The organism is Corynebacterium guaraldiae, from assembly GCF_053480195.1.
In genome coordinates this window covers 101,185-122,102 of the sequence record NZ_JBRBAU010000009.1, presented here as the reverse complement: position 1 = coordinate 122,102, position 20,918 = coordinate 101,185, and the positions used below count along the sequence as shown (strand labels likewise).

22 protein-coding genes are annotated in these 20,918 nt (G+C 62.7%); 13 read left to right on the top strand and 9 right to left on the bottom strand.

Annotation, left to right across the window (positions count from 1 at the left end):
* Positions 1-71 precede the first annotated feature (71 nt).
* Both ACUY3D_RS08690 and ACUY3D_RS08685 read left to right on the top strand, forming a co-directional pair.
* Positions 72-887, top strand: a complete 816-nt coding sequence (locus ACUY3D_RS08690) for an Fpg/Nei family DNA glycosylase (RefSeq protein WP_070729677.1) — start codon at positions 72-74, stop codon at positions 885-887.
* 10 nt (positions 888-897) lie between these two features.
* Positions 898-2,511 (top strand): NAD(P)H-hydrate epimerase, encoded by a 1,614-nt coding sequence (locus tag ACUY3D_RS08685; protein ID WP_070524196.1) that lies wholly within the window; start codon positions 898-900, stop codon positions 2,509-2,511.
* Positions 2,512-2,672: 161 nt separating this feature from the next.
* Here the strand turns inward: ACUY3D_RS08685 and ACUY3D_RS08680 are convergent, their stop codons facing one another.
* From ACUY3D_RS08680 to ACUY3D_RS08670, 3 genes are read right to left on the bottom strand one after another with little or no spacing between them, the layout of a single operon-like run.
* Positions 2,673-3,497, bottom strand: coding sequence for a YwaF family protein (locus ACUY3D_RS08680; protein WP_144014779.1), 825 nt, complete (start codon positions 3,495-3,497; stop codon positions 2,673-2,675).
* Positions 3,498-3,550: 53 nt separating this feature from the next.
* Positions 3,551-4,198 (bottom strand): ABC transporter ATP-binding protein, encoded by a 648-nt coding sequence (locus ACUY3D_RS08675; RefSeq protein WP_070745199.1) that lies wholly within the window; start codon positions 4,196-4,198, stop codon positions 3,551-3,553.
* Entirely contained in the window at positions 4,198-5,193 is a 996-nt protein-coding gene (locus tag ACUY3D_RS08670) for an ABC transporter permease (RefSeq protein WP_070524189.1), read from the bottom strand. The genes ACUY3D_RS08675 and ACUY3D_RS08670 overlap by 1 nt, the downstream gene beginning before the upstream one ends.
* A 115-nt stretch (positions 5,194-5,308) precedes the next feature.
* Between ACUY3D_RS08670 and ACUY3D_RS08665 the strand changes: the two genes are divergently transcribed.
* From ACUY3D_RS08665 to ACUY3D_RS08655, 3 genes are read left to right on the top strand one after another with little or no spacing between them, the layout of a single operon-like run.
* Positions 5,309-6,475, top strand: coding sequence for a sensor histidine kinase (locus ACUY3D_RS08665; RefSeq protein WP_448240881.1), 1,167 nt, complete (start codon positions 5,309-5,311; stop codon positions 6,473-6,475).
* Positions 6,450-7,070: a response regulator gene (locus tag ACUY3D_RS08660; RefSeq protein WP_448240880.1), complete on the top strand. Its 621-nt coding sequence runs from the start codon at positions 6,450-6,452 to the stop codon at positions 7,068-7,070. The genes ACUY3D_RS08665 and ACUY3D_RS08660 overlap by 26 nt, the downstream gene beginning before the upstream one ends.
* A complete protein-coding gene (locus tag ACUY3D_RS08655; RefSeq protein ID WP_448240879.1) occupies positions 7,071-8,081 on the top strand; it encodes an NAD(P)-binding domain-containing protein in 1,011 nt (336 codons plus the stop codon).
* A gap of 3 nt (positions 8,082-8,084) precedes the next feature.
* Here the strand turns inward: ACUY3D_RS08655 and ACUY3D_RS08650 are convergent, their stop codons facing one another.
* On the bottom strand, positions 8,085-8,657 hold the full coding sequence (locus tag ACUY3D_RS08650; protein WP_250224421.1) for a VanZ family protein: 573 nt from the start codon (positions 8,655-8,657) through the stop codon (positions 8,085-8,087).
* Positions 8,658-8,743: 86 nt separating this feature from the next.
* On the opposite strand from ACUY3D_RS08650, the gene ACUY3D_RS08645 reads away from it, so the two are divergent.
* On the top strand, positions 8,744-9,709 hold the full coding sequence (locus ACUY3D_RS08645) for an MDR family oxidoreductase (RefSeq protein ID WP_448240878.1): 966 nt from the start codon (positions 8,744-8,746) through the stop codon (positions 9,707-9,709).
* 30 nt (positions 9,710-9,739) lie between these two features.
* Here ACUY3D_RS08645 and metS read toward each other — a convergent pair whose 3' ends face one another.
* The 5 genes from metS to ACUY3D_RS08620 all read right to left on the bottom strand — a co-directional run bounded on the left by metS (position 9,740) and on the right by ACUY3D_RS08620 (position 15,488).
* Entirely contained in the window at positions 9,740-9,904 is a 165-nt protein-coding gene (gene metS, locus ACUY3D_RS08640; RefSeq protein WP_154736132.1) for a methionine/alanine import NSS transporter subunit MetS, read from the bottom strand.
* Positions 9,905-9,929: 25 nt separating this feature from the next.
* On the bottom strand, positions 9,930-11,549 hold the full coding sequence (locus ACUY3D_RS08635; RefSeq protein ID WP_448240877.1) for a sodium-dependent transporter: 1,620 nt from the start codon (positions 11,547-11,549) through the stop codon (positions 9,930-9,932).
* Positions 11,550-11,824: 275 nt separating this feature from the next.
* Positions 11,825-13,150: an MFS transporter gene (locus ACUY3D_RS08630; protein ID WP_070561830.1), complete on the bottom strand. Its 1,326-nt coding sequence runs from the start codon at positions 13,148-13,150 to the stop codon at positions 11,825-11,827.
* 106 nt (positions 13,151-13,256) lie between these two features.
* Entirely contained in the window at positions 13,257-14,522 is a 1,266-nt protein-coding gene (locus tag ACUY3D_RS08625) for an AMP-binding protein (RefSeq protein WP_448240896.1), read from the bottom strand.
* Positions 14,523-14,858: 336 nt separating this feature from the next.
* Positions 14,859-15,488, bottom strand: a complete 630-nt coding sequence (locus ACUY3D_RS08620; protein ID WP_070561834.1) for a TetR/AcrR family transcriptional regulator — start codon at positions 15,486-15,488, stop codon at positions 14,859-14,861.
* Between the two features lie 103 nt (positions 15,489-15,591).
* Here ACUY3D_RS08620 and ACUY3D_RS08615 point away from each other — a divergent pair, with 103 nt between their 5' ends.
* From ACUY3D_RS08615 to ACUY3D_RS08585, 7 genes are all read left to right on the top strand, one after another.
* Positions 15,592-16,050 (top strand): hotdog fold thioesterase, encoded by a 459-nt coding sequence (locus ACUY3D_RS08615; RefSeq protein WP_154736134.1) that lies wholly within the window; start codon positions 15,592-15,594, stop codon positions 16,048-16,050.
* 151 nt (positions 16,051-16,201) lie between these two features.
* Positions 16,202-17,188, top strand: a complete 987-nt coding sequence (paaA, locus tag ACUY3D_RS08610; RefSeq protein ID WP_070561838.1) for a 1,2-phenylacetyl-CoA epoxidase subunit PaaA — start codon at positions 16,202-16,204, stop codon at positions 17,186-17,188.
* Between the two features lie 47 nt (positions 17,189-17,235).
* Positions 17,236-17,523, top strand: coding sequence for a 1,2-phenylacetyl-CoA epoxidase subunit PaaB (paaB, locus tag ACUY3D_RS08605; RefSeq protein ID WP_039672784.1), 288 nt, complete (start codon positions 17,236-17,238; stop codon positions 17,521-17,523).
* A complete protein-coding gene (paaC, locus tag ACUY3D_RS08600; RefSeq protein ID WP_448240876.1) occupies positions 17,520-18,356 on the top strand; it encodes a 1,2-phenylacetyl-CoA epoxidase subunit PaaC in 837 nt (278 codons plus the stop codon). The genes paaB and paaC overlap by 4 nt, the downstream gene beginning before the upstream one ends.
* A gap of 27 nt (positions 18,357-18,383) precedes the next feature.
* The gene (paaD, locus tag ACUY3D_RS08595) at positions 18,384-18,923 is read left to right on the top strand and encodes a 1,2-phenylacetyl-CoA epoxidase subunit PaaD (RefSeq protein ID WP_269948637.1); all 540 of its coding nucleotides are present in this window, start codon (positions 18,384-18,386) and stop codon (positions 18,921-18,923) included.
* Positions 18,923-20,083, top strand: coding sequence for a 1,2-phenylacetyl-CoA epoxidase subunit PaaE (gene paaE, locus ACUY3D_RS08590; protein ID WP_269948638.1), 1,161 nt, complete (start codon positions 18,923-18,925; stop codon positions 20,081-20,083). Before paaD ends, paaE begins: the two co-directional genes overlap by 1 nt.
* 11 nt (positions 20,084-20,094) lie before the next feature.
* A complete protein-coding gene (locus tag ACUY3D_RS08585; protein WP_448240874.1) occupies positions 20,095-20,871 on the top strand; it encodes an enoyl-CoA hydratase/isomerase family protein in 777 nt (258 codons plus the stop codon).
* The last annotated feature ends 47 nt before the right edge of the window (positions 20,872-20,918 follow it).

The window sequence follows — 20,918 nt, the reverse complement described above, 5'->3', positions numbered from 1 at the left end:
TAGGCCCTTCCGTTCAACGGGTAGTACCCGGAAAGTCTACAGCAGCACTGCCCCCGCGTAGACTTCCTGACATGCCTGAGGGACACGTTATTCACCGCCTTGCTCGGACACTCAATGCGGACTTTCGCGGCGCGCCGCTAGCTGTGAGCAGCCCCCAGGGCAGGTTTGCTGCGGAGGCCGCGCTTGTCGACGCCTCACCCCTCTCCCTCGCCGAAGCCTTTGGCAAGCACCTCTTCCTCCACTTCGATGCGGATAACCCGCGCCACGTGATTTACATCCATTTGGGGCTCATTGGGTCCCTGCGCTTTGAGCCTTCCGCTGATGTGTGGGGGCAAATCCGGCTGCGCATCGATAACGGAACGATGGCCGCGAACCTGCGCGGCCCGCAGTTCTGCACGCTCATTACGGAGGAGGAGTACAAGGCCAAGGTGGCGAAGGTGGGCCAAGATCCTCTCCGCACAGACGCCGACCCTGATGCGCTGTGGGCCCGCGTGCATGCCTCGCGGCGCAGCATCGGCGCGATGCTCATGGACCAAGGACTCTTCGCCGGGGTGGGCAATATCTACCGCGCAGAAGCCCTATTCCGGCAAGAACTCTCCCCCTTCATCCCGGGCAACCAGCTCGACCGCGCGGAGTTCGATGCCATCTGGTCTGACCTGGTCGATCTCATGGACTACGGCGTGGAGCACGGCCGCATCGACACGGTTCGCCCCGCGCACACACCGGAGGCCATGGGCCGCGAGCCGCGCAAGGATGACCACGGCGGCGAGGTCTACGTCTACCGCCGCGCCGGGCTGCCGTGCCATGTGTGCGGCACCGAGATCCGGGAGCAGGTCATGCAGGGCCGCAACCTCTTTTGGTGCCCCACCTGCCAACCCGCGCGCTAGGGTGTGGGTTATGCGCCCCGCTTATACCGTTGCCACTGTCCGTGCCGCTGAGAAGCACCTGTTAGAACAGCAATCTCATGAGGATCAGCTCATGAAGCTGGCCGCCGCGGCGGTGGCAGACGCTGCTTCAGTGATGCTGGAGGCACGCCCCGGTGCGGTGCTCGTTCTCGCTGGTTCCGGCGGCAACGGCGGGGACGGGCTCTTTGCCGGGGCGGAGCTGGCTTCGCGCGGTGTCACGGTCCATGCTCTGGTTCCGGAACGCTGCCGCGAGGAGGCCCTCGCTGCGTTCCGTGCCGCCGGTGGCACGGTACTTCCTTCCGACGCGCTGCCTAACGGCAGCGCGCCCTTAGGAAGCGCGCTGCTTATCGACGCCATCGCCGGCCTCGGCTCCGCCCGCGGTCTCTCCGGTACAGCCCTGTCCCTCTACCGCTGCGCCACTTCTGCTGGGGCGACTGTCTTGACCGTCGACATGCCTACCGGCATCGATGCCGACACGGGAGTGTGCGCCGCGGATGCCGTCCACGCCGACGTCACCGTCACCTTTGGCTCGCCACGCCTCGGCCACGCGCTGGCCGCCGAATGCGGGCAGGTTGTGGTCTCCGATCTCTTCTTGCCCGGCGCACCTTCTTTCGCTGAGACCCTCGCCGAACTCGATGAACCAGCGGCATTCATCGCCCACGAGCCCTCCGTGCCGACGCCCTTTGCGTGGCAATCGGGCGAACTCGATCTGCCGGGCGGGCGCGCTTCCCGCCCCCGACCGGTTGGCTGCACCGGCCCCATCGTTGATCCCACACCAGGCGCGCGCTCCGATAAGTACTCCGGCGGGGTCGTCGCCCTAGCCGCCGGCAGCGGCACCTACCCGGGTGCGGGAATCCTCTGTGCCACCGCGGCGGTGCGCGCCACGCCCTCGATGGTGCGCTTCATCGGCGATAACTCGATCACTTCTCTTCTGCCCGAGCTGGTCTGCCATCCCGATGTGTCCTCCGCCGGTCAGGCCCAGGCCTGGGTCGTGGGCCCCGGCCGCGGTACCGATGCAGCGGCGGCCGCCGAACTACGAAAGGTACTGGCGCAGGACCTGCCCACCGTTCTCGATGCCGACGCCCTGACACTTTTGGCGCGCAACACCTCCCTGCGCCAGAAAGCTACCGAGCACCCGATGACCATCCTCACCCCGCATGAAGGCGAGTTCCGCCGCCTCTATGAGGCCACCTTCGGCACAGCTCCTGATGCGTCAGCCGGCTGGGGCCGCGCCCTCCACGAGCTTGCCGAAGAGCTAGACAGCATCATCCTGCTCAAAGGCCGTCTCACCCGAGTTACCGCCCCGGGCCAGCCGCTCTATTCCTTCAATGCCGGTCACTCTTTTGCCGCGACCCCGGGCTCCGGGGACGTGCTCTCCGGCATTCTGGGCGCGGTCATGGCCCAGCTCTTCGCCGAAACCTCCACCGAAACCGCCGCCGCGACCACCGCCCGAGCCATCACCGAGGTTCTCCACGCCGGCGCCATCCACGCGCATGCGGCGGCCATCGCGGCCGAGACCCCCGAGGGCTTCGCGCCCTGTTCTGCGTCCCAGATCGCGGCGGCCATCCCGCGGGCCATCGCTCGGCTTCTCAACGCGCAGCGCTAGCTCCGTGGCCCGGCGCTAGCTCCGCCGCTAAGTACGTTTCGATCAAATAGCACCCCAAAAATTCGAAGATCTGGGACCTTATTTGATCGATCCGTACCTAGCCACCACCGTGTGGGTACGTTTTCGCAACGAAGCCTTCGAATTTCGCGATTCTCGGACCGCTATTTACGAAAACGTACCGTGGCGCGGCGCAGGATCCCGGACGCGGTACCGACGGACTTGCGCATGAGCCCGCGTGGCCCCACCGCCACCGTGCCGCGGCGCAGCGAAGTGTTCTCCCAGGGCCACGTCATCCCCGCCCATGCTGCTGCGACGGCGAGGGTCTCTGCCGCGATGTAGCCAGGCCAGGGTCCCAGCAGGTTGATGATGGAGGGGCTTCCCGGCGCGTGGTTAAGGAAGCCATAATTGCCGTCGGTCTTCGCATTGACCGCCATGGCGGTGGCCATCCATACAGGTGTGACCTTCACGGCGAAGCGGTAGCCCTTCCACGTCGGCCGGTAGCCCAAGCCAAAGGTCAGCGCTAGCGGCACAGCGAGGGCCACGATGTGGAAGAACCAATATGTACCGAACCGCAGCCAGCGCGGTAAGAAGTAGTAGATGACGTCCGGGGTGATAATGGCCTGCGGGTTGAGGATGATGCCCCAGAAGTAGGTCAAGGTCAGGGCGTGCTCGTTGCCGGTGATAAGGCCCAGAGCCAAGATGGGGCGCAGCACATCGCACAGGTGCAAAGGCAAAGACTCGCGGATATCGAATTGCTTCGGGTCCAGGGAGATGACCGTCCACGCAGTACCCGCCACCAGCAAGGCCCAGCCCACCATCCGGCGGATGAAGGTCTCGCGGGAGGTTCCCTTGATTCTGCGGGCAGCGACGATAAAGACCCCGCAGGCCACCACGGTGATGCTCAACATAAGCGCATGCAATGCGGTCCACTGCTGCATGCGCGGGTAGTCAGTCGGGCTTACTCGGGGTTTGCGGGGTCGAATCATAACGGGGTATTAATTTACCCCTTTGTATGAACATGTGAGAGATGAGCGGGTTCTTACGCGGCTAGCTCGGAATATTCGGAGAGCTTTCCATCCTTGACCTCGACCACGTTGTCGGCATAGTCGAGCAGGCTGCGGTCGTGCGTGATGAACAGAGTTGCGGTATCGAAGTCATCGGTGACACCACGTAGCAACTTGGCAATCTCGCGGGAGAGCTTGGAGTCCAAGGCGGAGGTTGGCTCATCAGCAAGCAGCACGGAAGGCTGGCCCATGAGCGCACGCGCAATGTTGACGCGTTGGCGCTGCCCACCGGAGAGCTGGTTCATGCGGCGGTTGCCAAAGCCCTCCAAGCCCACGAAGCTGAGCAGCTCGTCAGCCCGGTCACCGCGGGGCTTGCGGCCCTCCATGTGGTCAATGATGAGCAGCTGCTCGCGCGCAGTCAGGGCTGCCAACAGGTTGGCTTGCTGGAAGATGAGCCCGCGGGTGCCGTGCATCTCAACGGATCCGGAGTCCGGCTCGATAAGTCCAGCGGCCACGGAGAGCAGGGTGGATTTACCGGAACCGGACTCGCCAATCACGGCGGTGAGCCCGCCGGGCTTAACGTCTAGGCTCACGCCGTCGAGCGCAGTTGTGCGGGACTGGCCGTCGGGGTAGGTCACCACGATGTCGCGCAGTGACAGGGCGGGAGTAACGGTGGTAGTCATTAGGCGTTGCCTCCTAGGGCGTCGAGCGGGTTGATCTTGGAAACGCGGCGGGTGGCCAGGAAGGCACCGGCGATGCCGAGCAGCCAGATGCCGAGCGCGGGGACGATGACGGTCATGGCGGAGACCTCGAAGGGCACGGCACCTTGGGCGGCAAGGCCCAGCAGCCAGCCGACGAGCGCGCCCACCCCAACGCCAATCGCCAAGATGATGGCTGCCTGAGCGATAGCGTCCTTGAGCAGGTACTTCACGCTGGCACCAAGGGCGCGCAGGATGGACAGGTCACGGGTGCGCTGGATGGTCCAGATGCTCAGGAAGGCGATGGTGACCAGCGCGGAGATACCGTAGAGGAAGGCCTGCATGGTCAGCAGGGAACCGCGCTCCGAGCTATAGGCCGGCAGGCCGGACAGGGCCTTGCCCATGGACACGGAGGTGTCGGTCGGCTCCTGGGAAAGCACGGCCACGCCCACCATGTCCTCGGGGGAATGGGAGACCTTCTGCCAGGTTTCGGTAGCGACCCACACCACCGGGGAGTGGGAGTAATACTCATCCTCAACCACCGCGTTCACGTCCAGGTCCACGCCGCCGAGGGTGCCCCGGGACGGCGCGTTCAGGGCCTCGTCGATGGATTGGCTCAAGACCATGCCTTCCTCCGGAATCACGGTGCTGGAGCCGGGGATCTGGGTGCCGGCGGGCAAACCGATAACCGCCACGCCGCCGTGGCCCTCCAGCTTGGTTTGGGAGGTACCCAGCGGAATACCAGAAGCGGGGACATCCTCGGCGAAGATCTCCGACTCGGTAAAGGAGGGATCTTCCGTCGAGAAGGTCACATAAGGATTCTGCTCCCCGAGTGCCTCAAGCGCGGAGGTATTTTGCTTGGACAGGCCTTGGGTCAGGCCGGACAACATAACGAGCAACAACGTAATTAGAGCCACGACGCCGCCGATCAGGAAGAACCGACCGCGGGCGGTGACTATCTCTCTCAATGCCAGGAACATACTATTTATCCTGCGTGTGCGGACGCCGAAAGTAATCGGGTAGCCAGTTGAACCTCTACTCAACCAGTTGGTTGATTCGCGCTCCCCTACCTAGGCGATAGGCTGGTGCCTCGTGATGATGAGCAACAAACTGTGGACCGTGGGACTGCATGCCATGTTCGGCTTCCTCCTCGTGTTCGGAGTGCTCCGCGCCTGGACCGATGAGCGCCTCGACGCCCGCGTCCTCGGCCTCTCCATTGCACTCGCAGTGGTCTACACGTGTTTCGTCATCTTCGGTTCCCGCACCATTACCCGCCCCGTCCCCACCACCCTCTGGCTCGCCGCCCTATGCCTGTTGTGGATCGGCCTCATGGTGCACGCCCAAGACTTCATGTGGCTCGAATTCCCGCTGGTCTTCGTCTTCATCCATGCACTGCCCTTCTGGCCGGGCATTCTCGCCAGCGTGGTCCTGTGGGCCGTGGCCGCCTTCGTCCCCGCGTGGATCCACCCGCAATTCTGGACCGCGGCCGCGGCCATCGGCCCGTTCATCGGCACCTGCTTCGCCGTGGCCGTCTATCACGCCGCCCGCCGGGTTCAGGCGGAGGCGGCGCACCACGAGGCCGTCGCCAAGCAGCTGCGTGATACCCAGGAAGAGCTCGCCGCCAGCGAGCACCAAGCCGGGCGCCTCGAGGAGCGGGAGCGGCTCTCCCGCGAGATCCACGACACCGTGGCGCAGGGTCTTTCCTCCATCGTCCTGCTCAGCCGCGCCGCCAAGAACACCTCCACGCAACAGGACGTCACCGAGCAGCTCGCGCTCATTGAGAAGGTGGCCCAGGACAACCTGGCCGAGGCTCGGCGCTTCGTCAAGGAGCTCGCGGCCCCCGCCTCCTCCATCGATAAGGAACTGCGCGCACTCGTGGATGAGCTCCAAGCCCAGGCCAAAGGGCTCGGGCTGCGCACCCGCTTCGGGCTCAAGCTCACCGGCAGCGCCGACGTCCCCGCCGAGTTTTCCCATGTCATTCTGCGCGCCGCGCGCGAAGGGCTGACCAATGTCATGAAACACGCCGACGCCGACCAAGCCGTGGTCACCCTCGGCTCTTTCGAGGATGGAATCATCCTCGATGTCGTCGATAACGGCCGCGGCATCGACAGTCCGCGCGGCTTCGGGCTCACCGGCCTGGAGCAGCGTGTTCGCAGCGTTGGCGGCACCGTCCAGGTAGAATCTTCACCCGCCGGCACCGCCCTCGCGGTGCGAATCCCAACAGGAGGCAGCAGCAATGGTCAACGTGATGCTCATCGATGATCACCCCGTAGTCCGCGCCGGGCTGCGCGCGATTCTTAACGCCTTCCCCGATATCGAGGTGGTGTTGGAAGGCTCCGATGGTTCGGCCGTCGAAAAGCTAGCGGATGCTGCTGCTCCCCATATCGATGTCGTCGTCTGCGATATCCAGATGCCGGATGTCGATGGTATCGCCGCCACCCGGCGCGTGCGCGAGCTCGATGGGCCCCCGGTGCTCATCCTGACCACCTATGACACGCAGGCGGATATCCTGGCCGCCGTGGAGGCGGGCGCGTTGGGCTACCTGCTCAAGGACGCCCCCGAGGACACCCTGCACGCCGCGGTGCTCGACACCGCCGCGGGCAAGCGGACCTTGGCGCCTGAAGTCACGAACCTCCTGGCGGAGCGCTTGGCGCAGCCGGAAACCGCGCTGTCTCCCCGCGAGCTGGAGATCCTGCAAGCGCTGGCCACGGGGGCCTCCAACAAGCAAATTGCCCAGCGGCTCTTCATCTCCGAGGCCACGGTCAAAACCCACCTCATCCACGTCTATCAGAAGCTCGGCGTGGAAACCCGCACCGCAGCCGTCTCCGCCGCCCGCGAACGAAAGCTCATCCAATAGATGCATACCTACGATTGCATCGTGGTGGGTGGCGGCCAATCCGGCCTGGCCACCGGCTATTACCTGCGCCGTCAGAAGCTCGATTTCCTCATCCTCGACGCTAACTCCTCCCCCGGCGGGGCCTGGCAACACGTGTGGGATTCACTCACGCTTTTTAGCGATGCCCAATCCTCCACGCTGCCCGGCTGGCCCATGCCTTCTTACCCGGGTTTCCCGCCGGCTTCCCACGTGGTGGACTACCTCACCCGCTATGAGCAGCGCTATGACCTGCCGGTCCGGCACGGGGTGGCGGTGGAGCGCGTGCTTGACGACGCCCCCTTCTTCCGCCTTCTCACCACTCACGGTGAGTTCCGCTCCCGCACCGTCGTGGCCGCGACGGGCACGTGGTCCGCGCCGTTCATCCCCTTCTACCCCGGTGAATTTCAGGGGCGTCAGTGGCACACGGCAAGCTACCCGGGTCCCGAGCCTTTCTTGAACCACGCCACCAGCGGCCGCACCGCCGTTGTCGGCGCCGGTAACTCCGGCGCGCAGATCGCCGCCGAGCTCGCCCTCGCCGACGTGGACACCACGTGGTTTACCGCGCACCCGCCGCGCTGGATGCCAGATGACGTGGACGGGCGCGTGCTCTTTAGCCGCAACCGCCAGCGCATGCTGGCCAAGCTACGCGGCGAGCCGGACCCGGGCCCCGAAACAGAACTGGGGGATATCGTCATGGTCCCGCCCGTGCTCAAAGCCCGCGATAGTGGGATTCTGAACGCCACCGGCATGTTCTCCTCACTCGAGGAGCTCAACCGCGCAGGATTTAGCGATCTCATCTGGGCCACCGGCTTCCGCCCAGCACTGCGCCCCTTCCCCGGGCTTTTGGCAGAAGGAAAGCCCACGGTGGAAGGTTTCTTCCCCGTGGGCTATGGCTCGTGGACGGGCCCAGGCTCGGCCACGATTACTGGCGTGTCACCCTATGCGCGGCGGGTGGCGGGGGACGTCGCCAAGCTCGTGCGTACGCCCAGCTAGGTACTACAGCACCACCAAGGCGAGGAGCACCACCGCTGCCAGCGCAAGGAGGAATCCCAGGCGCCGCAGAATCTTTGTCTGCCCTTCGCGCCCCAAGCGCGCCATGAGTACGGCGCCGAGAACCGAACCCACGGTGTTGTATAGAAGGTCATCGACATCGCTAAAGCCCAGGGCAAAGATATACTGGGCGCTTTCTATGCACAGGCTGACCATCAGGCCGATGAGCATCGCCCCGCCCAGGCCCCATTTAATACCCGACAGGTTGCGTCCCGCTACGTAGAGCGCCGCGCCCAGCGGCATGAAGAGAGCGATATTTCCCACGAGGTCGGTCCACCCGCCGTACCACACGGAAGAGTTCTCAAAACCGCCTAAGAGCTGGGTGTTCACCTGGCGCACGGCATGCGCGGAGCCGTCAACCACGCCTGGGATGTCCATGAATGGCTTGCCCACCGTCGCCAGCATCACGACCACCAAGGACAGGGCCGCGACTAGGAAGGAATCACGAAGCTGGTGCCGATACGGATCCGGCGCGGGCCGCAGCCTATTGCGCGGGTGTTGAGCTTTAATCCCAGTCATGCGCTTCACCCTAACGATGTTCTCTGGACGCTGGCTGAAGCATTAGCCGGAAAACGCTGCTTCACATCCTCTGTACGATAGTGCCCATGAGCACACTTATTGTCACTCGCACGGAGTCCGGAGTAACTCATTCTTTCCAGGAGCAGCCCCTGCTCGGGGAAGGTGACACGGTTGTAGATGTGCAGTTTTCTTCCCTCAATTACAAGGACGCCATGGCCTTGGAGGGTGACAAAGGCGTCATGCGCATCGATCCCCTCGTTCCCGGCATCGATGTGGTGGGCACCGTGGCGGAGACCTCTGATTCCCGCTTGAACCCCGGCCAACTTGTAGTCGCCTGCGGCGATGGCTTGGGCGAATTCCGCCACGGCGGCTACACCACCCGCCAGCGCGTCAATGCAGAGGCCACCATCCCCGTGCCTCAGCGCTTCAGCGCACACGATGCCGCCGCAATCGGCACGGCCGGCTACACCGCCGCTATCTGCGTGAACCAGCTGCGCGCGCACGGCACGACACAGGGCCATATCTTGGTCACCGGCGCCACTGGCGGCGTGGGCTCCGTCGCGGTCCAGCTGCTCAAGTCCGCTGGCTACGAGGTCACCGCCGTGACCGGCCGCGTGGATTCTCAGTCGGACTACCTCACCGCACTCGGCGCAGATCACGTTCTGGACCGCGCGGAGTTGTCGGAGACCGGCCGCCCGCTGCAGAAGGCGCTGTACGACGGCGCGATTGACACCGCCGGCTCCACCGTCCTGGCCAACGTGCTGGCGCAGGTGCGCTGGGGTGGTGTGGTTGCGGCCACCGGTATGGCGGCCGGCCCGGATCTTCCCGCTTCGGTGCTGCCGTTCATCTTGCGCGGCATCGTGCTGGCCGGCGGTAACTCCGTCGACGCGCCCCGCGAGGTGCGCGAGGCGGCCTGGCAGCTTCTCGACGAACACCTCGACCTCAACATGCTGAACTCGATCACGGAAACGGTGGCGCTTTCCGACGTCGCCACCGCAGCCACCGAGCTACGCGCCGGCTCCCGCCACGGGCGCACGGTGGTCGAGATTTAGGCCGACGCAGAGCTCACCGCGTCCCGCCGTTTAGTGCACGCGGTGGGACAGGGATTCGTCGTCTGTGCCGAGGGCATTGCCCAGCTCGCCCGTGGTGTCATCGTCGCTGCGGGCCAGCCAAATAGAGGAGATCACCAGTCCGCCCCAGATGACGACGACGAAGAGGATGAAGAGCAGGATTGCGCTTGTAGTCATTGTCGTTGACCTTTCCTAATACTCGTTACTTGTCATCCGCGGTTTGTGTAGCGGTGTTAGCCGTGGCAAGCGGGTTCGGGGTACCGGCTGGGCGCCCACCTACGGGAACGCCGTAGTCCGAGGTCTCCATGCCATCCAGGTACTTGTTCCCGCGGAAGGCCACCAGCGGCATGAGGAAGCTGGCGAGCAGGATGATTCCCAGCACCGCCCAGCCAAAGAGGCCAATCTGGGTAGAGGAGTAGCCTTCATAGCCTTCGCGGGCAATGGTGAGGATTTCGTTAACGAGGAAGTAGACCAGCAGCAGCGGGGTGGCGATGAAAGTCAGGAACTGCCAGAAGCCACCGACCTTAAACTGCGACACGGCGTTGAGGTGCTGCTGAATCTCGCGGCGGCGGCCGGTGACCCAGCCGACGACCACCAGGGCACAAATAGAGCCGAAGACGATGCCCAGGTTGTTGGTGAACTTATCCATGATGTCCAGCGTGACCAGGCCCGAGGACGTGGAGAAAAGAACACACGACACCACAGCCATGGTGCCGCCTACGGTGATGGCGGAAACGCGGCGAGAGATGTTGAACTTATCTGCCACGGCGGAGACGACGACTTCCATGATGGGAATCAGCGAGGTCACGCCGGCCAGGAAGAGGGAGCCGAAGAAGAGAACGCCGAACAGTCCGCCGAGCGGCATGAGGTTGATGATCGTCGGGAACGCAATGAAGGCTAGGCCGATGCCGGAGGATGCCACCTCATCCACAGCCACGCCCTGCTGGGCGGCCATGTAGCCCAGGGTGGCGAAGACGCCGATGCCGGCCAGCACCTCGAAAGAGGAATTAGCAAAGGCCGTAACCAGGCCGGTGTTGGTGAGGTTGGTGCGCGGCTTGAGGTAGGAGGCGTAGGTAATCATGATGCCGAAGCCGATGGACAGGGAGAAGAAGATCTGACCGTAGGCGGCGATCCACACCGACGGGTTGCTCAGCACGGACCAGTCCGGGGTGAAGAAGGCGTTGAGGCCCTCGGCGGCGCCGTCGAGGAAGAAGGCACGGATGACCAGGATGATGAACATGACGGCCAGGACAGGCAGGAAGATAGAGGTCAGCTTGCCGATGCCCTCATTGATGCTCGTGGCCAGCGTGGCAATGCAGACGATCCACACGAGGATCATGACGCCAAGGATGGACGGGACGATGTGCCCTGAGTAGGTTGCCTCCGGCTCAGCTTGGAGGAAGTCACCCATGAAGTACTCCGCAGGATCATCGCCCCATGCCTGGGTCACGGACTTAACGGTGTAGAGCGCCGCCCAGGCAATGATGGCGGCGTAGTAGATGGCGATGAAGAAGTTCACGCCGACCTTGAACCAGCCGATTCCCTCCCAGCGGCTGCTGATGCGTCGGAAGGCCAGCGGCGCGGAACCACGGAAGCGGTGACCAATAGCCAGGTCGAACCACAGGATGGGAATACCGGCGGTGAGCAGGGCAACCATGTACGGGATGAGGAAGGCACCGCCACCGTTGTCATAGGCAACATACGGGAAGCGCCAGATGTTACCCAGGCCAACGGCGGAGCCGATAGCAGCCATGAGGAAGACAAAGCGCGTATTGAAGGTATCGCGCGTTGAGCGAGTCTTGTGCGGGGTTGATGTGGTCATGAGAGAACTTTCTTCTTGAGCAAATATCGCGCACGAGCAAGACCGCAGGAATTGTTTATACGGGCCGCGTACGACGAGTATTAGCGAGAATCTTAGCCTACCTGCCAACCTATAGGTACCGTTTTGAGTTTTTATTTCTTGGCATCTAGCCCACCCCAACCCCATGGTCAGGAGCCCAAAACCGACAAACCCCTCAACGCCTATCCCCTGCCCGAAACGATGGGGTCCGGGAGGAAGCTAAGCGATGAAGGGTAACGGGGGAAGAAGCCGCGCGACTATACGTGCAGATCGCGGTCTTGAATCCCCTTGGGAACGGCGAGCACACCGATGAGGGAGACAATCGAAATCGCGACGCCATAAGCCGCGATAGCCATGGAGGTCTCAAACTTCGTGTAAAGCATCTCCGCGATCATCGGGGCGAAAGCACCACCGATAATGGAGCCGAAGGCATAGCCGATGGACACGCCTGACAGGCGCACCTTCACCGGGAACATCTCCGCGTACATCGCCGATTGCGGGCCATAGCTCGCGCCCAAGATGACGCCAAGGAGGAACACGGCCGCGCCGAAAAGCATGACATTGCCGGAATCGACCGCAAGGAATACCGGGGTGATGTAGAGCGCCAAGACGATGTAACCACCAATGAATGTCGTACGGCGCCCAATCTTGTCAGACAGGTGGCCAAAGTACAGCGTTCCGAAGAACCAACCGACAGACGCGATAAGGGCAACGGCTAGGGCTTGCGGGCGCGTATAGCCCACGACCTTCGTGCCATAAGCAGTGAAGTAGGCGATGACGAAGTAGCCGATAGCGTTGTTAGCGGCAAAGATGAGCGCGCACTTGATCACGGTTCCCAAGTGCCCCTTGAACAGGACTGCCAGCGGTGCGGAGGACTTTTCCTTCAGCTCTTCCATTTCCGCGAAAGCCGGGGACTCTTCTACTGCTCGGCGAATGAGGTAGCCGAGGACAATGAGCACCACAGAAGACAGAAATGGAATGCGCCAACCCCATGCAACGAACTGCTCTGGGGTCAGGACAGTGGAGAGGACCAGCATGAAAATGGTGGCAAGGAACATACCAAGAGGCACGCCCACCTGCGGGAAAGCGCCAAACAGTCCTCGCTTTCCTTGCGGTGCGTGTTCCACCGACAGCATCGCTGCGCCGCCCCATTCACCGCCTGCAGAAAGGCCTTGAAGGATGCGCAGGACCACCAACAAAATGGGCGCCGCCATGCCGATGGATGCATAGGTCGGCAGCACACCCATCAACATCGTGGCCAGACCCATGCCAACCAACGTGACCACAAGCACCGGCTTGCGGCCAAGCCTGTCACCCAAGTGGCCGGCCAGAATTGCACCGAGTGGGCGGAAGAGGAAGGAGATGCCCAGCGACGCCCAGGAGATGATCTGCGCGAGCGAGGCGCTTTCATTGGAGACCGGATCGAAGTACTGGGTGGCAAAGATCAGGCCGGCGGCCTGGGCGTAAATGAAGAAGTCGAACCACTCAATGGTGGTGCCGACCATCGAGCCGGCGAGCACACGCTTGTGCTCTGTTGTGATTCCCGGCCCTTGGGCAGGCTGTTGGGTGACTGGTGCAGACATAGTGGGATTCTTTTCTCTATGGGTGCAGAAGCACGGTGGATACAGTTAAGCCAGTGAAAAAGGGACAAATACTGAGCTAAGACGCGCCGGAAGGGCCGAGAACGGACTACTTATCGCGGTTGTCGACGATCCTCTTTGCCTTGCCCTCACCGCAATCGACATGGTCAGTGATTTCCACACCTACGGTGATGCCGATGCGCTCCTTGATCTGTTTCTTCAGCCACTGGGCAGAAGCGTCGACCTGATCAGGGGTTGCCTCCGAGGAGTGCTCAACCACTAGGGTGAGGTGGTCCATGCGGCCACGCTTGCTCAGCACACACTGGTAGCGCGGGCGCAGCACGCGGTCCTCGGTGATAATCTCTTCGAACTGTGACGGGAAGCAGTTCACGCCGCGCAGGATGATCATGTCATCGTTACGAGCGGAAATGCGGTCGATTCGACGCATCGAACGCGCAGTGCCCGGGAGCAAGCGGGTGATGTCGTGGGTGCGGTAGCGGATGATCGGGAAGGCCTCCTTCGTCAGGGAGGAGATGACCAACTCGCCGTACTCGCCGTCCGGCACCGGCTGAAGGGTGTCAGGATCGATAATCTCTGGATAGAAGTGGTCTTCCCAAACGGTCAGTCCGTCCTTGGTCTCAACACACTCCTGAGCCACGCCAGGGCCCATCACCTCGGAGAGGCCGTAGATATCGGTGGCCGTGATACCGAAGCCTTCCTCGAGCTCGCGACGCATTCCCTCGCTCCAGGGCTCAGCGCCAAAGACGCCGGCGCGCAGGGAGGATTCGCGCGGGTCCAGGCCTTCCTTACGCATGCGGTCAAGGAGGTTGAGCACGTAGGACGGGGTGCCCAGAATCGCGTCCGGCTGGAAGTCCTGCATGATCTGAATCTGACGCTCCGTCTGGCCACCGGAGGTAGGAATTGCCGTAGCACCCAAGGCTTCAACGCCATAGTGGGCAACCAGGCCGCCAGTAAAAAGACCATAGCCGAACGTAATCTGCACCTTATCGCTCTTTCGCAGGCCACCTGCGCGCAGCGAACGAGCTACGAGCTCCGCCCAAATGCGCACGTCGTTTTCGGTATAGCCCACGACAGTCGGGCGTCCGGTGGTACCGGAAGAAGCGTGAATGCGCGAAATCTGGTTCTGGCCTACGGCAAACATTCCGAAGGGGTATTCCGCACGGAGAGTTTCTTTATCCGTGAACGGGAACTGCGCAAAGTCCGACAGCTCCTTGAAGTCATCCGGGTGAACACCCTTCTCATCAAACGCGCGGCGGTAGTGCGGGACGTTGTAGTACGCGTGGCGCAGCTCATTCTTCGCGCGTGCGGTCTGCAGCGCGATGATTTCATCTCGGGAAGCGTACTCAATACCCATCTGGGGGCCGTGGTGGTCGGAGAAAATGTCAAACGTTGCGGTCACGTCATTTGCCTTTCATTTCGAGGAGAGGGGAACCACACCCTTTAAGCTCCCTCGAAAGTGCTGCAAGAAGTTGGTTAGCTGGGACAACGCACAACACGTGCGATACTTACTTACCGTTCGGTTAGGTAAGTCTTGTGACGTACACTACAGACCACAGCGGTGATAGACAACACATTTACACCAAGTTTTTGAACCACGGCACATCTATGCAGGCCACGGCGGTTTCACACGCAAAAGAAGCCCCCACCCCCGAATTGAGCGACAACGCCGGGGCGAAACGCAGGTTCGGAGCTACTTCATTGCGTGCGGCGCTAGGCCGCTGAAAACAACACTTTCAAACGTGTTGGCCAGCTCCTCGGCATCGATTCGCCCTTCCGGCTCGTACCAATCGGACGTCGAGTTGATCATTCCAAAAATCATGCGCGTCAACAGCGGGGCTTCAATGTCGGAGCGGATAGCACCCTCCTCCTGGGCTTCCTCCACCAGCGGAATCACAGAACGCGTCAACACCCGACGGCGCTCAAGCGCGGAGCGCTCCACCTCGGAGTTACCCCGCAACCGGAGCAAGAGCGCAACGGACTTCGGGTCAGAGCACAGCACCTCAATCGAGCCACGCAGCAGCCCACGTACCTTCTCCCCCGCCGAGAGATCGGCCGCCGCCATCTCCTCCGCAACCGCTTCCAACCGTTTCAGCGCCTGGACCACCGTGAGCTCCAGGATCTCTTCCTTCGAAGAAATGTGGTGATAGAGCGCAGACTTGGAGATCCCCAATTCACTCGCCACGTTATCCATCGACGTGGCGTCGTAACCGCGGGCAGTAAAAGCGCGGACAGCTGCACGAATGACATCTTCACGGGAGTAGCCGGGGCGGCCACGGACCGCGCCCTGAGCGATGGACTTCTCTTTATTCACGCAGTCCATTCAAGCAGAGAGCCCCGGGCGCCGTTAGACTAGTGAGCCACCACACCCCTTTACCCGCTCCCTCGGTAGCGCTGCGGAAGGCCCTTCCCAAGGAGGAATTCCCATGAGCACCGAACACCCCATCCTCGCCCCCGGCGTCGCCGAAGGCCCCGAGTTTACCCACGTGCGCGCCATGTTCGATGACGACCGAGCCACTGCGGAAATTGGCGCGAGAATCACCACGTTGGACCTCGGCAAATGCGAAGGCCACTTCACCATCCGCCCAGAGATGTGCAATGGGCATGGCACAGCGCAAGGTGGCTATCTGTACATGTTCGCCGATTCCATCTTCGCCGGCGCCTGCAACTCCGGTGGCGAGTTGGCCGTCGCCGCGCACAACTCAATCCACTACATCGCCCCCGCCTTCGAAGGGGACGTCGTTGATGGCGTCGGGATAACCCGCCAAGCCTGGGGACGCAATGGCGTCGTCGATGTCACCCTCAGCATCAAGGGAAAGCCCATCGCCGAATTCCGCGGCACATTTCGCGTTCTTCCCGCTAAGCCGCAGAACCGTAACTCCTAAAGCCCAGCTACAGACCTAGCAGCGATTCGTTCGAAAATAGGGCACAGCTCACAAACATGGTTGACATAGCTCACACCTGCCCCATATACTGACCAACCAGTCAGTAAGTATCACCGAGCCGACACTGAGCAGAGAGGGAACGATTCCTCCCATGACCCCATCAGAAAAGACACTCGCCGCCGTCCCGGCCGCGGATGACGCACAAGCACAGCAGCACTTCGACGAGCTCATCGCCGAAGACTCCCGCATCGAGCCCACCGACTGGATGCCGGCCGCCTACCGTAAGACCTTGACGCGCCAGATTTCCCAGCACGCACACTCCGAAATCATCGGCATGCAGCCGGAGGCCAACTGGATTACCCGCGCACCGTCACTTAAGCGCAAGGCCATCCTCATGGCGAAGGTGCAGGACGAGGCCGGCCACGGCCTCTACCTCTACTCCGCCGCGGAGACCTTGGGCACGCCGCGCGACGAGCTGGTGCAGCAGCTGCTCGACGGCACCGCCAAGTACTCCTCCATCTTCAACTACCCGGCGCGCACGTGGGCCGACATCGGAGCCATCGGCTGGCTGGTGGATGGCGCCGCCATCTGCAACCAGGTTCCGCTCTGCCGTGCTTCCTACGCACCCTATGGCCGCGCCATGGTTCGCATCTGTAAGGAAGAGTCCTTCCACCAGCGCCAGGGCTGGGAGATCCTCTACGAGCTTTCCCACGGAACGCCCGAGCAGAAGCAGATGGCGCAGGAAGCCATCAACCGCTTCTACGGGCCGGCACTGCAGATGTTCGGCCCACCGGACGATGACTCCCCCAACTCCAAGCAGTCCATGGCATGGAACATCAAGCGCTTTTCCAACGACGAGCTGCGCCAGCGCTTCGTGGACATGATCGTTCCGCAGGCCGAGGCCCTTGGCCTGCACTTCGAAGACCCAGACCTGAAGTGGAACGAGGAGCGCGGCCACTATGACTTCGGCGAGCTCGACTGGTCCGAATTCAAGGCCGTCATCAAGGGCGAGGGTCCCTGCAATGTGCAGAGGATGCAGCGGCGTCGCCAAGCACATGCCGACGGCGCCTGGGTCCGCGAAGCCGCCGCGGCCTACGCGGAGAAGCACCACTCGGCTGATACCTCGCTTATCGCCTAAGCCCAAGCACACCGCCCAACCAGCCTCGACACTTTAAGGAAGATTCCATGTCTAGCTCTAACTGGCCCATGTGGGAGGTCTTCGTACGTTCCTCCCGCGGCCTCTCCCATGTTCACGCCGGCTCGCTCCACGCACCGGATGCCACGATGGCCCTGCGCAATGCCCGTGACCTTTACACCCGGCGCAACGAGGGAACCTCCGTCTGGGTTGTGCCCAGCGAGGCCATTGCCTCCTCCGACCCCGACTCCAAGGGCGGATTCTTCGAATCGCCGCAGGGCAAGAGCTACCGCCACGCCACCTACTACGACAAGTCAGAAGGAGTGCCGCACCTGTGACCGGATTTGCAGCCGCCGATTCTGCGACCAAGCAATCGCAGGGCAACGGCATCACCGCAGAAGATATCGCCGCCTCCGGCGCAGTCGCCCCCGAGGACACCGCACGCTATGCCCTCATGTTGGGCGATGACGCCCTCATCTTGGCCCAGCGCCTGGGCTGGTGGATTTCGCGGGCACCGGAGATGGAAGAAGATATTGCCTTGGGCAACATCGCCCTCGATCTCATCGGGCACGCCCGCTTCCTGCTGACCTACGCCGGTACCGCATGGGGCAAAACCGAGGATGACTTGGCATACTTCCGCAACGAAGAGGAGTTCCGCTCCGCCCGCCTCGTCGAACAGGAGAACGGGGACTTCGGCTACACCATCGCCCGCCAGCTGCTCTTTTCCTATTACCAATACGGGCTCTACACCGCCCTGCTGGAGTCGAAGGATGAGACGCTGGCAGCTATCGCGGCCAAGGCCATCAAGGAAGTTGAGTACCACATCGACCACGCCAATCAGTGGATTCTGCGTCTGGGCCTCGGCACCGAGGAGTCCCACCGCCGGATCACGGAGGGCCTGATGTACATGTGGCCCTACCTCGACGAGCTCTTCGAAGACCTCCCGCTGCACGAGAAGCTGGCGGCAGAAGGCATCGCCGTTCTTCCCTCCAGCCTGCGCGCGCAGTTCGACGAGCGCATCGCCTACGTCCTAGATAAAGCAGGTCTGGCCATCCCCGACGTCAAGCAGGCTCGCTCCGGGCAACGCACCGGGCGCTTCTCCGAGCACCGCGGCTACATCCTCGCAGAGATGCAGTCCTTGACGCGCCAGCACCCTGGGGCGACCTGGTAGAGACAAGGAAAGGACCAAGGTTTCATCGTGTCCATCACAGATAAGTCCCACCCGCTGCGCCCCACGCAGCCTGACGACGCCCACGTGTGGGACGTCGCCGCCGAGGTGCCCGATCCGGAAATCCCCGTCATTTCCATCGCTGACCTTGGGATCCTCCGGGACGCTCGCCTGGAAGACGATACCGCGGTGGTCACGATTACCCCAACCTATTCCGGCTGCCCCGCCATGGAGCACATCACTACAGACATCACCACCGCGCTGACCGACGCCGGCTTTGCCAAGGTGCGTGTCGACCTCGTGCTCCACCCGGCGTGGACCACCGACTGGATGACGGAGACCGGCCGGCAAAACCTCAAGGATTACGGCATTGCGCCTCCCTCCGGTAAAACCCGCGCCACGCCGGAAGGTCCTATCCCGCTCACACTCGAACCGCCGCCGGCCATCGAATGCCCCCACTGTGGCTCCCGCCGCACTCGTAAGCTTGCCCAATTCGGTTCCACGTCCTGTAAGGCACTCTACAACTGCCAGGACTGCTTGGAGCCCTTCGACTACTTCAAGGTGCACTAATGACCACGACCCCGTCTGCCCCCGCAAAGAAGAAGGCCACGTTCAATACCCTGACCGTGTCCGACGTGCGCGCATTGACTAAGGACTCCGTGGAGGTTTCCTTCGCCATCCCTCCGGAGCTGCAAGACGACTATGACTACATCCCCGGCCAGTACGTTGCCCTGCGGGCGACTATCGACGGTCAGGAAGTCCGCCGCTCCTATTCCATCTGCGATGTGCCACGCGACGGTATCCTGCGCGTCGCCATTAAGCGTGACCGCGGTGGCGTCTTCTCCACGTGGGCCAACGACGCCCTAAAGCCCGGCGACACCATGGACGTGATGAACCCGCAGGGCGCGTTCACCTCAAAGACCCACCTCACCGGTCTCAACAACCCCGAGGCCGTGCGCGAAGAGCTGGAGAAGCTAGAGAACCCACACCTCGTGGCCATTGCAGCGGGCTCCGGCATCACGCCGATCATGGCCATCGCCCAGACCGTGCTCCACAGCTCCCCCGACACCACGTTTGAACTCATCTTCGCCAACAAAGGCGGCGGTGACGTCATGTTCGCCGAGGAGATCGGTGACCTCAAGGACAAGTTCCCCACGCGCTTTGCCGTGCACCACGTCCTCTCCCGCGAACAACGCGTCAATCCGCTGTTTTCTGGGCGCATCGATGCTGAAAAACTCCAGACTCTACTGGATAACGTCGTGCGCACCGACACTGTCGACGAATGGTTCCTCTGCGGCCCCTTCGAGCTGGTGCAGCTGGTCCGCGACGAGCTGGCCGGCCGCAATGTGGGTGAGAAGGACGTCCGTTACGAGCTGTTTACCACCGGCAAGCCCTCCGGAGACCAGAACCAGGCTGGCCGCCACGTGGAGGTCGATCCGGAAGGCGATAACGTCACCATCAACTTCCAGCTCGATGGTCTCTCCGGCTCCGTTGAATCCCCGGTCTCTGCCAACGAGTCTCTGCTCAACGCCGCCTTGCGTGTGCGTTCCGACGTCCCCTTCGCCTGCGCCGGCGGCGTGTGCGGCACCTGCCGCGCCAAGCTGGTCGAGGGCGACGTCGACATGGCGGAGAACTACGCGCTGGAGGCCGATGAGGTCAAGGCTGGCTACATCCTGACCTGCCAGTCGCGCCCCACCACGCCGAACATCGTCCTCGACTTTGACGCCTAGGAGTAACACACATGATCGACCTGCACCACGACGCCGAAGCCGGTGTTGTTGAGCTCGTACTCAACAACCCCAAGGCCATCAATTCCCTAGCAGAAGAAGACCTCGCCGAGCTCTCCCGCTCCCTCGATGAGGCCGCAGAGCTGAACCCTCGCGCCCTTCTCCTGCGCGGTGAGGGCAAAGGCTTTTGCGCCGGCCGTAACATTAAGGGGCTCAATCCGCGCGAAGACGACGCCACCGCCTACCTCGCGGGCGTGGTTACCCCGGTGCTCAAGAAGATCGACAACTTTCCTGCCCCCACCTTCGCCGCCGTGCACGGTCCCTGCCTGGGTGTCGGCCTCGGCCTCGCCTTGGCCTGTGATGTCGTCTACGTCGCCGAAGACGCCAAGTTCGGCTCCCCCTTCGCCAACTTAGGTGCCACTCTCGATTCGGGAGGGCACTCCCTCTTCGTCGAACGCCTAGGCACGCACCGCGCGATGGACCTCATCATCACCGGTGACCTCATCTCCGGTGCGGAGGCAGTGCGCGCAGGCCTTTTCTCCCGCGCAGTACCGGCGGAAGAGTTGCTGGGGTTCAGCAGGGACGTCGCCAAGCGCGCGGCACAGGGCGCCACGCAGGCCTTCCTCACCAGCCGCACCCTGGTCCAGGACATCCGCGATAACGGCACCGGGCTGTGGGCCAGCGTCGATGCTGAGAACATTGCCCAAGGCAAACTCTGCGATACCGAGGATTATTACGAGGGCTTTGCAGCTTTCAATGAGAAACGCCCGCCGGTCTTCCGCGGACGCTAAAACCTCCAGACCTCCTAGAACACACAACAGCTAACCCACCACAGCTA

Bases quoted from the DNA above. Each gene is read 5' to 3' on its own strand.
- ACUY3D_RS08690 (WP_070729677.1), top strand. From the start codon at position 72: ATGCCTGAGGGACACGTTATTCACCGCCTTGCTCGGACACTCAATGCG.
- ACUY3D_RS08685 (WP_070524196.1), top strand. From the start codon at position 898: ATGCGCCCCGCTTATACCGTTGCCACTGTCCGTGCCGCTGAGAAGCAC.
- ACUY3D_RS08680 (WP_144014779.1), bottom strand. From the start codon at position 3,497: ATGATTCGACCCCGCAAACCCCGAGTAAGCCCGACTGACTACCCGCGC.
- ACUY3D_RS08675 (WP_070745199.1), bottom strand. From the start codon at position 4,198: ATGACTACCACCGTTACTCCCGCCCTGTCACTGCGCGACATCGTGGTG.
- ACUY3D_RS08670 (WP_070524189.1), bottom strand. From the start codon at position 5,193: ATGTTCCTGGCATTGAGAGAGATAGTCACCGCCCGCGGTCGGTTCTTC.
- ACUY3D_RS08665 (WP_448240881.1), top strand. From the start codon at position 5,309: ATGATGAGCAACAAACTGTGGACCGTGGGACTGCATGCCATGTTCGGC.
- ACUY3D_RS08660 (WP_448240880.1), top strand. From the start codon at position 6,450: ATGGTCAACGTGATGCTCATCGATGATCACCCCGTAGTCCGCGCCGGG.
- ACUY3D_RS08655 (WP_448240879.1), top strand. From the start codon at position 7,071: ATGCATACCTACGATTGCATCGTGGTGGGTGGCGGCCAATCCGGCCTG.
- ACUY3D_RS08650 (WP_250224421.1), bottom strand. From the start codon at position 8,657: ATGACTGGGATTAAAGCTCAACACCCGCGCAATAGGCTGCGGCCCGCG.
- ACUY3D_RS08645 (WP_448240878.1), top strand. From the start codon at position 8,744: ATGAGCACACTTATTGTCACTCGCACGGAGTCCGGAGTAACTCATTCT.
- metS (WP_154736132.1), bottom strand. From the start codon at position 9,904: ATGACTACAAGCGCAATCCTGCTCTTCATCCTCTTCGTCGTCGTCATC.
- ACUY3D_RS08635 (WP_448240877.1), bottom strand. From the start codon at position 11,549: ATGACCACATCAACCCCGCACAAGACTCGCTCAACGCGCGATACCTTC.
- ACUY3D_RS08630 (WP_070561830.1), bottom strand. From the start codon at position 13,150: ATGTCTGCACCAGTCACCCAACAGCCTGCCCAAGGGCCGGGAATCACA.
- ACUY3D_RS08625 (WP_448240896.1), bottom strand. From the start codon at position 14,522: ATGGGTATTGAGTACGCTTCCCGAGATGAAATCATCGCGCTGCAGACC.
- ACUY3D_RS08620 (WP_070561834.1), bottom strand. From the start codon at position 15,488: ATGGACTGCGTGAATAAAGAGAAGTCCATCGCTCAGGGCGCGGTCCGT.
- ACUY3D_RS08615 (WP_154736134.1), top strand. From the start codon at position 15,592: ATGAGCACCGAACACCCCATCCTCGCCCCCGGCGTCGCCGAAGGCCCC.
- paaA (WP_070561838.1), top strand. From the start codon at position 16,202: ATGACCCCATCAGAAAAGACACTCGCCGCCGTCCCGGCCGCGGATGAC.
- paaB (WP_039672784.1), top strand. From the start codon at position 17,236: ATGTCTAGCTCTAACTGGCCCATGTGGGAGGTCTTCGTACGTTCCTCC.
- paaE (WP_269948638.1), top strand. From the start codon at position 18,923: ATGACCACGACCCCGTCTGCCCCCGCAAAGAAGAAGGCCACGTTCAAT.
- ACUY3D_RS08585 (WP_448240874.1), top strand. From the start codon at position 20,095: ATGATCGACCTGCACCACGACGCCGAAGCCGGTGTTGTTGAGCTCGTA.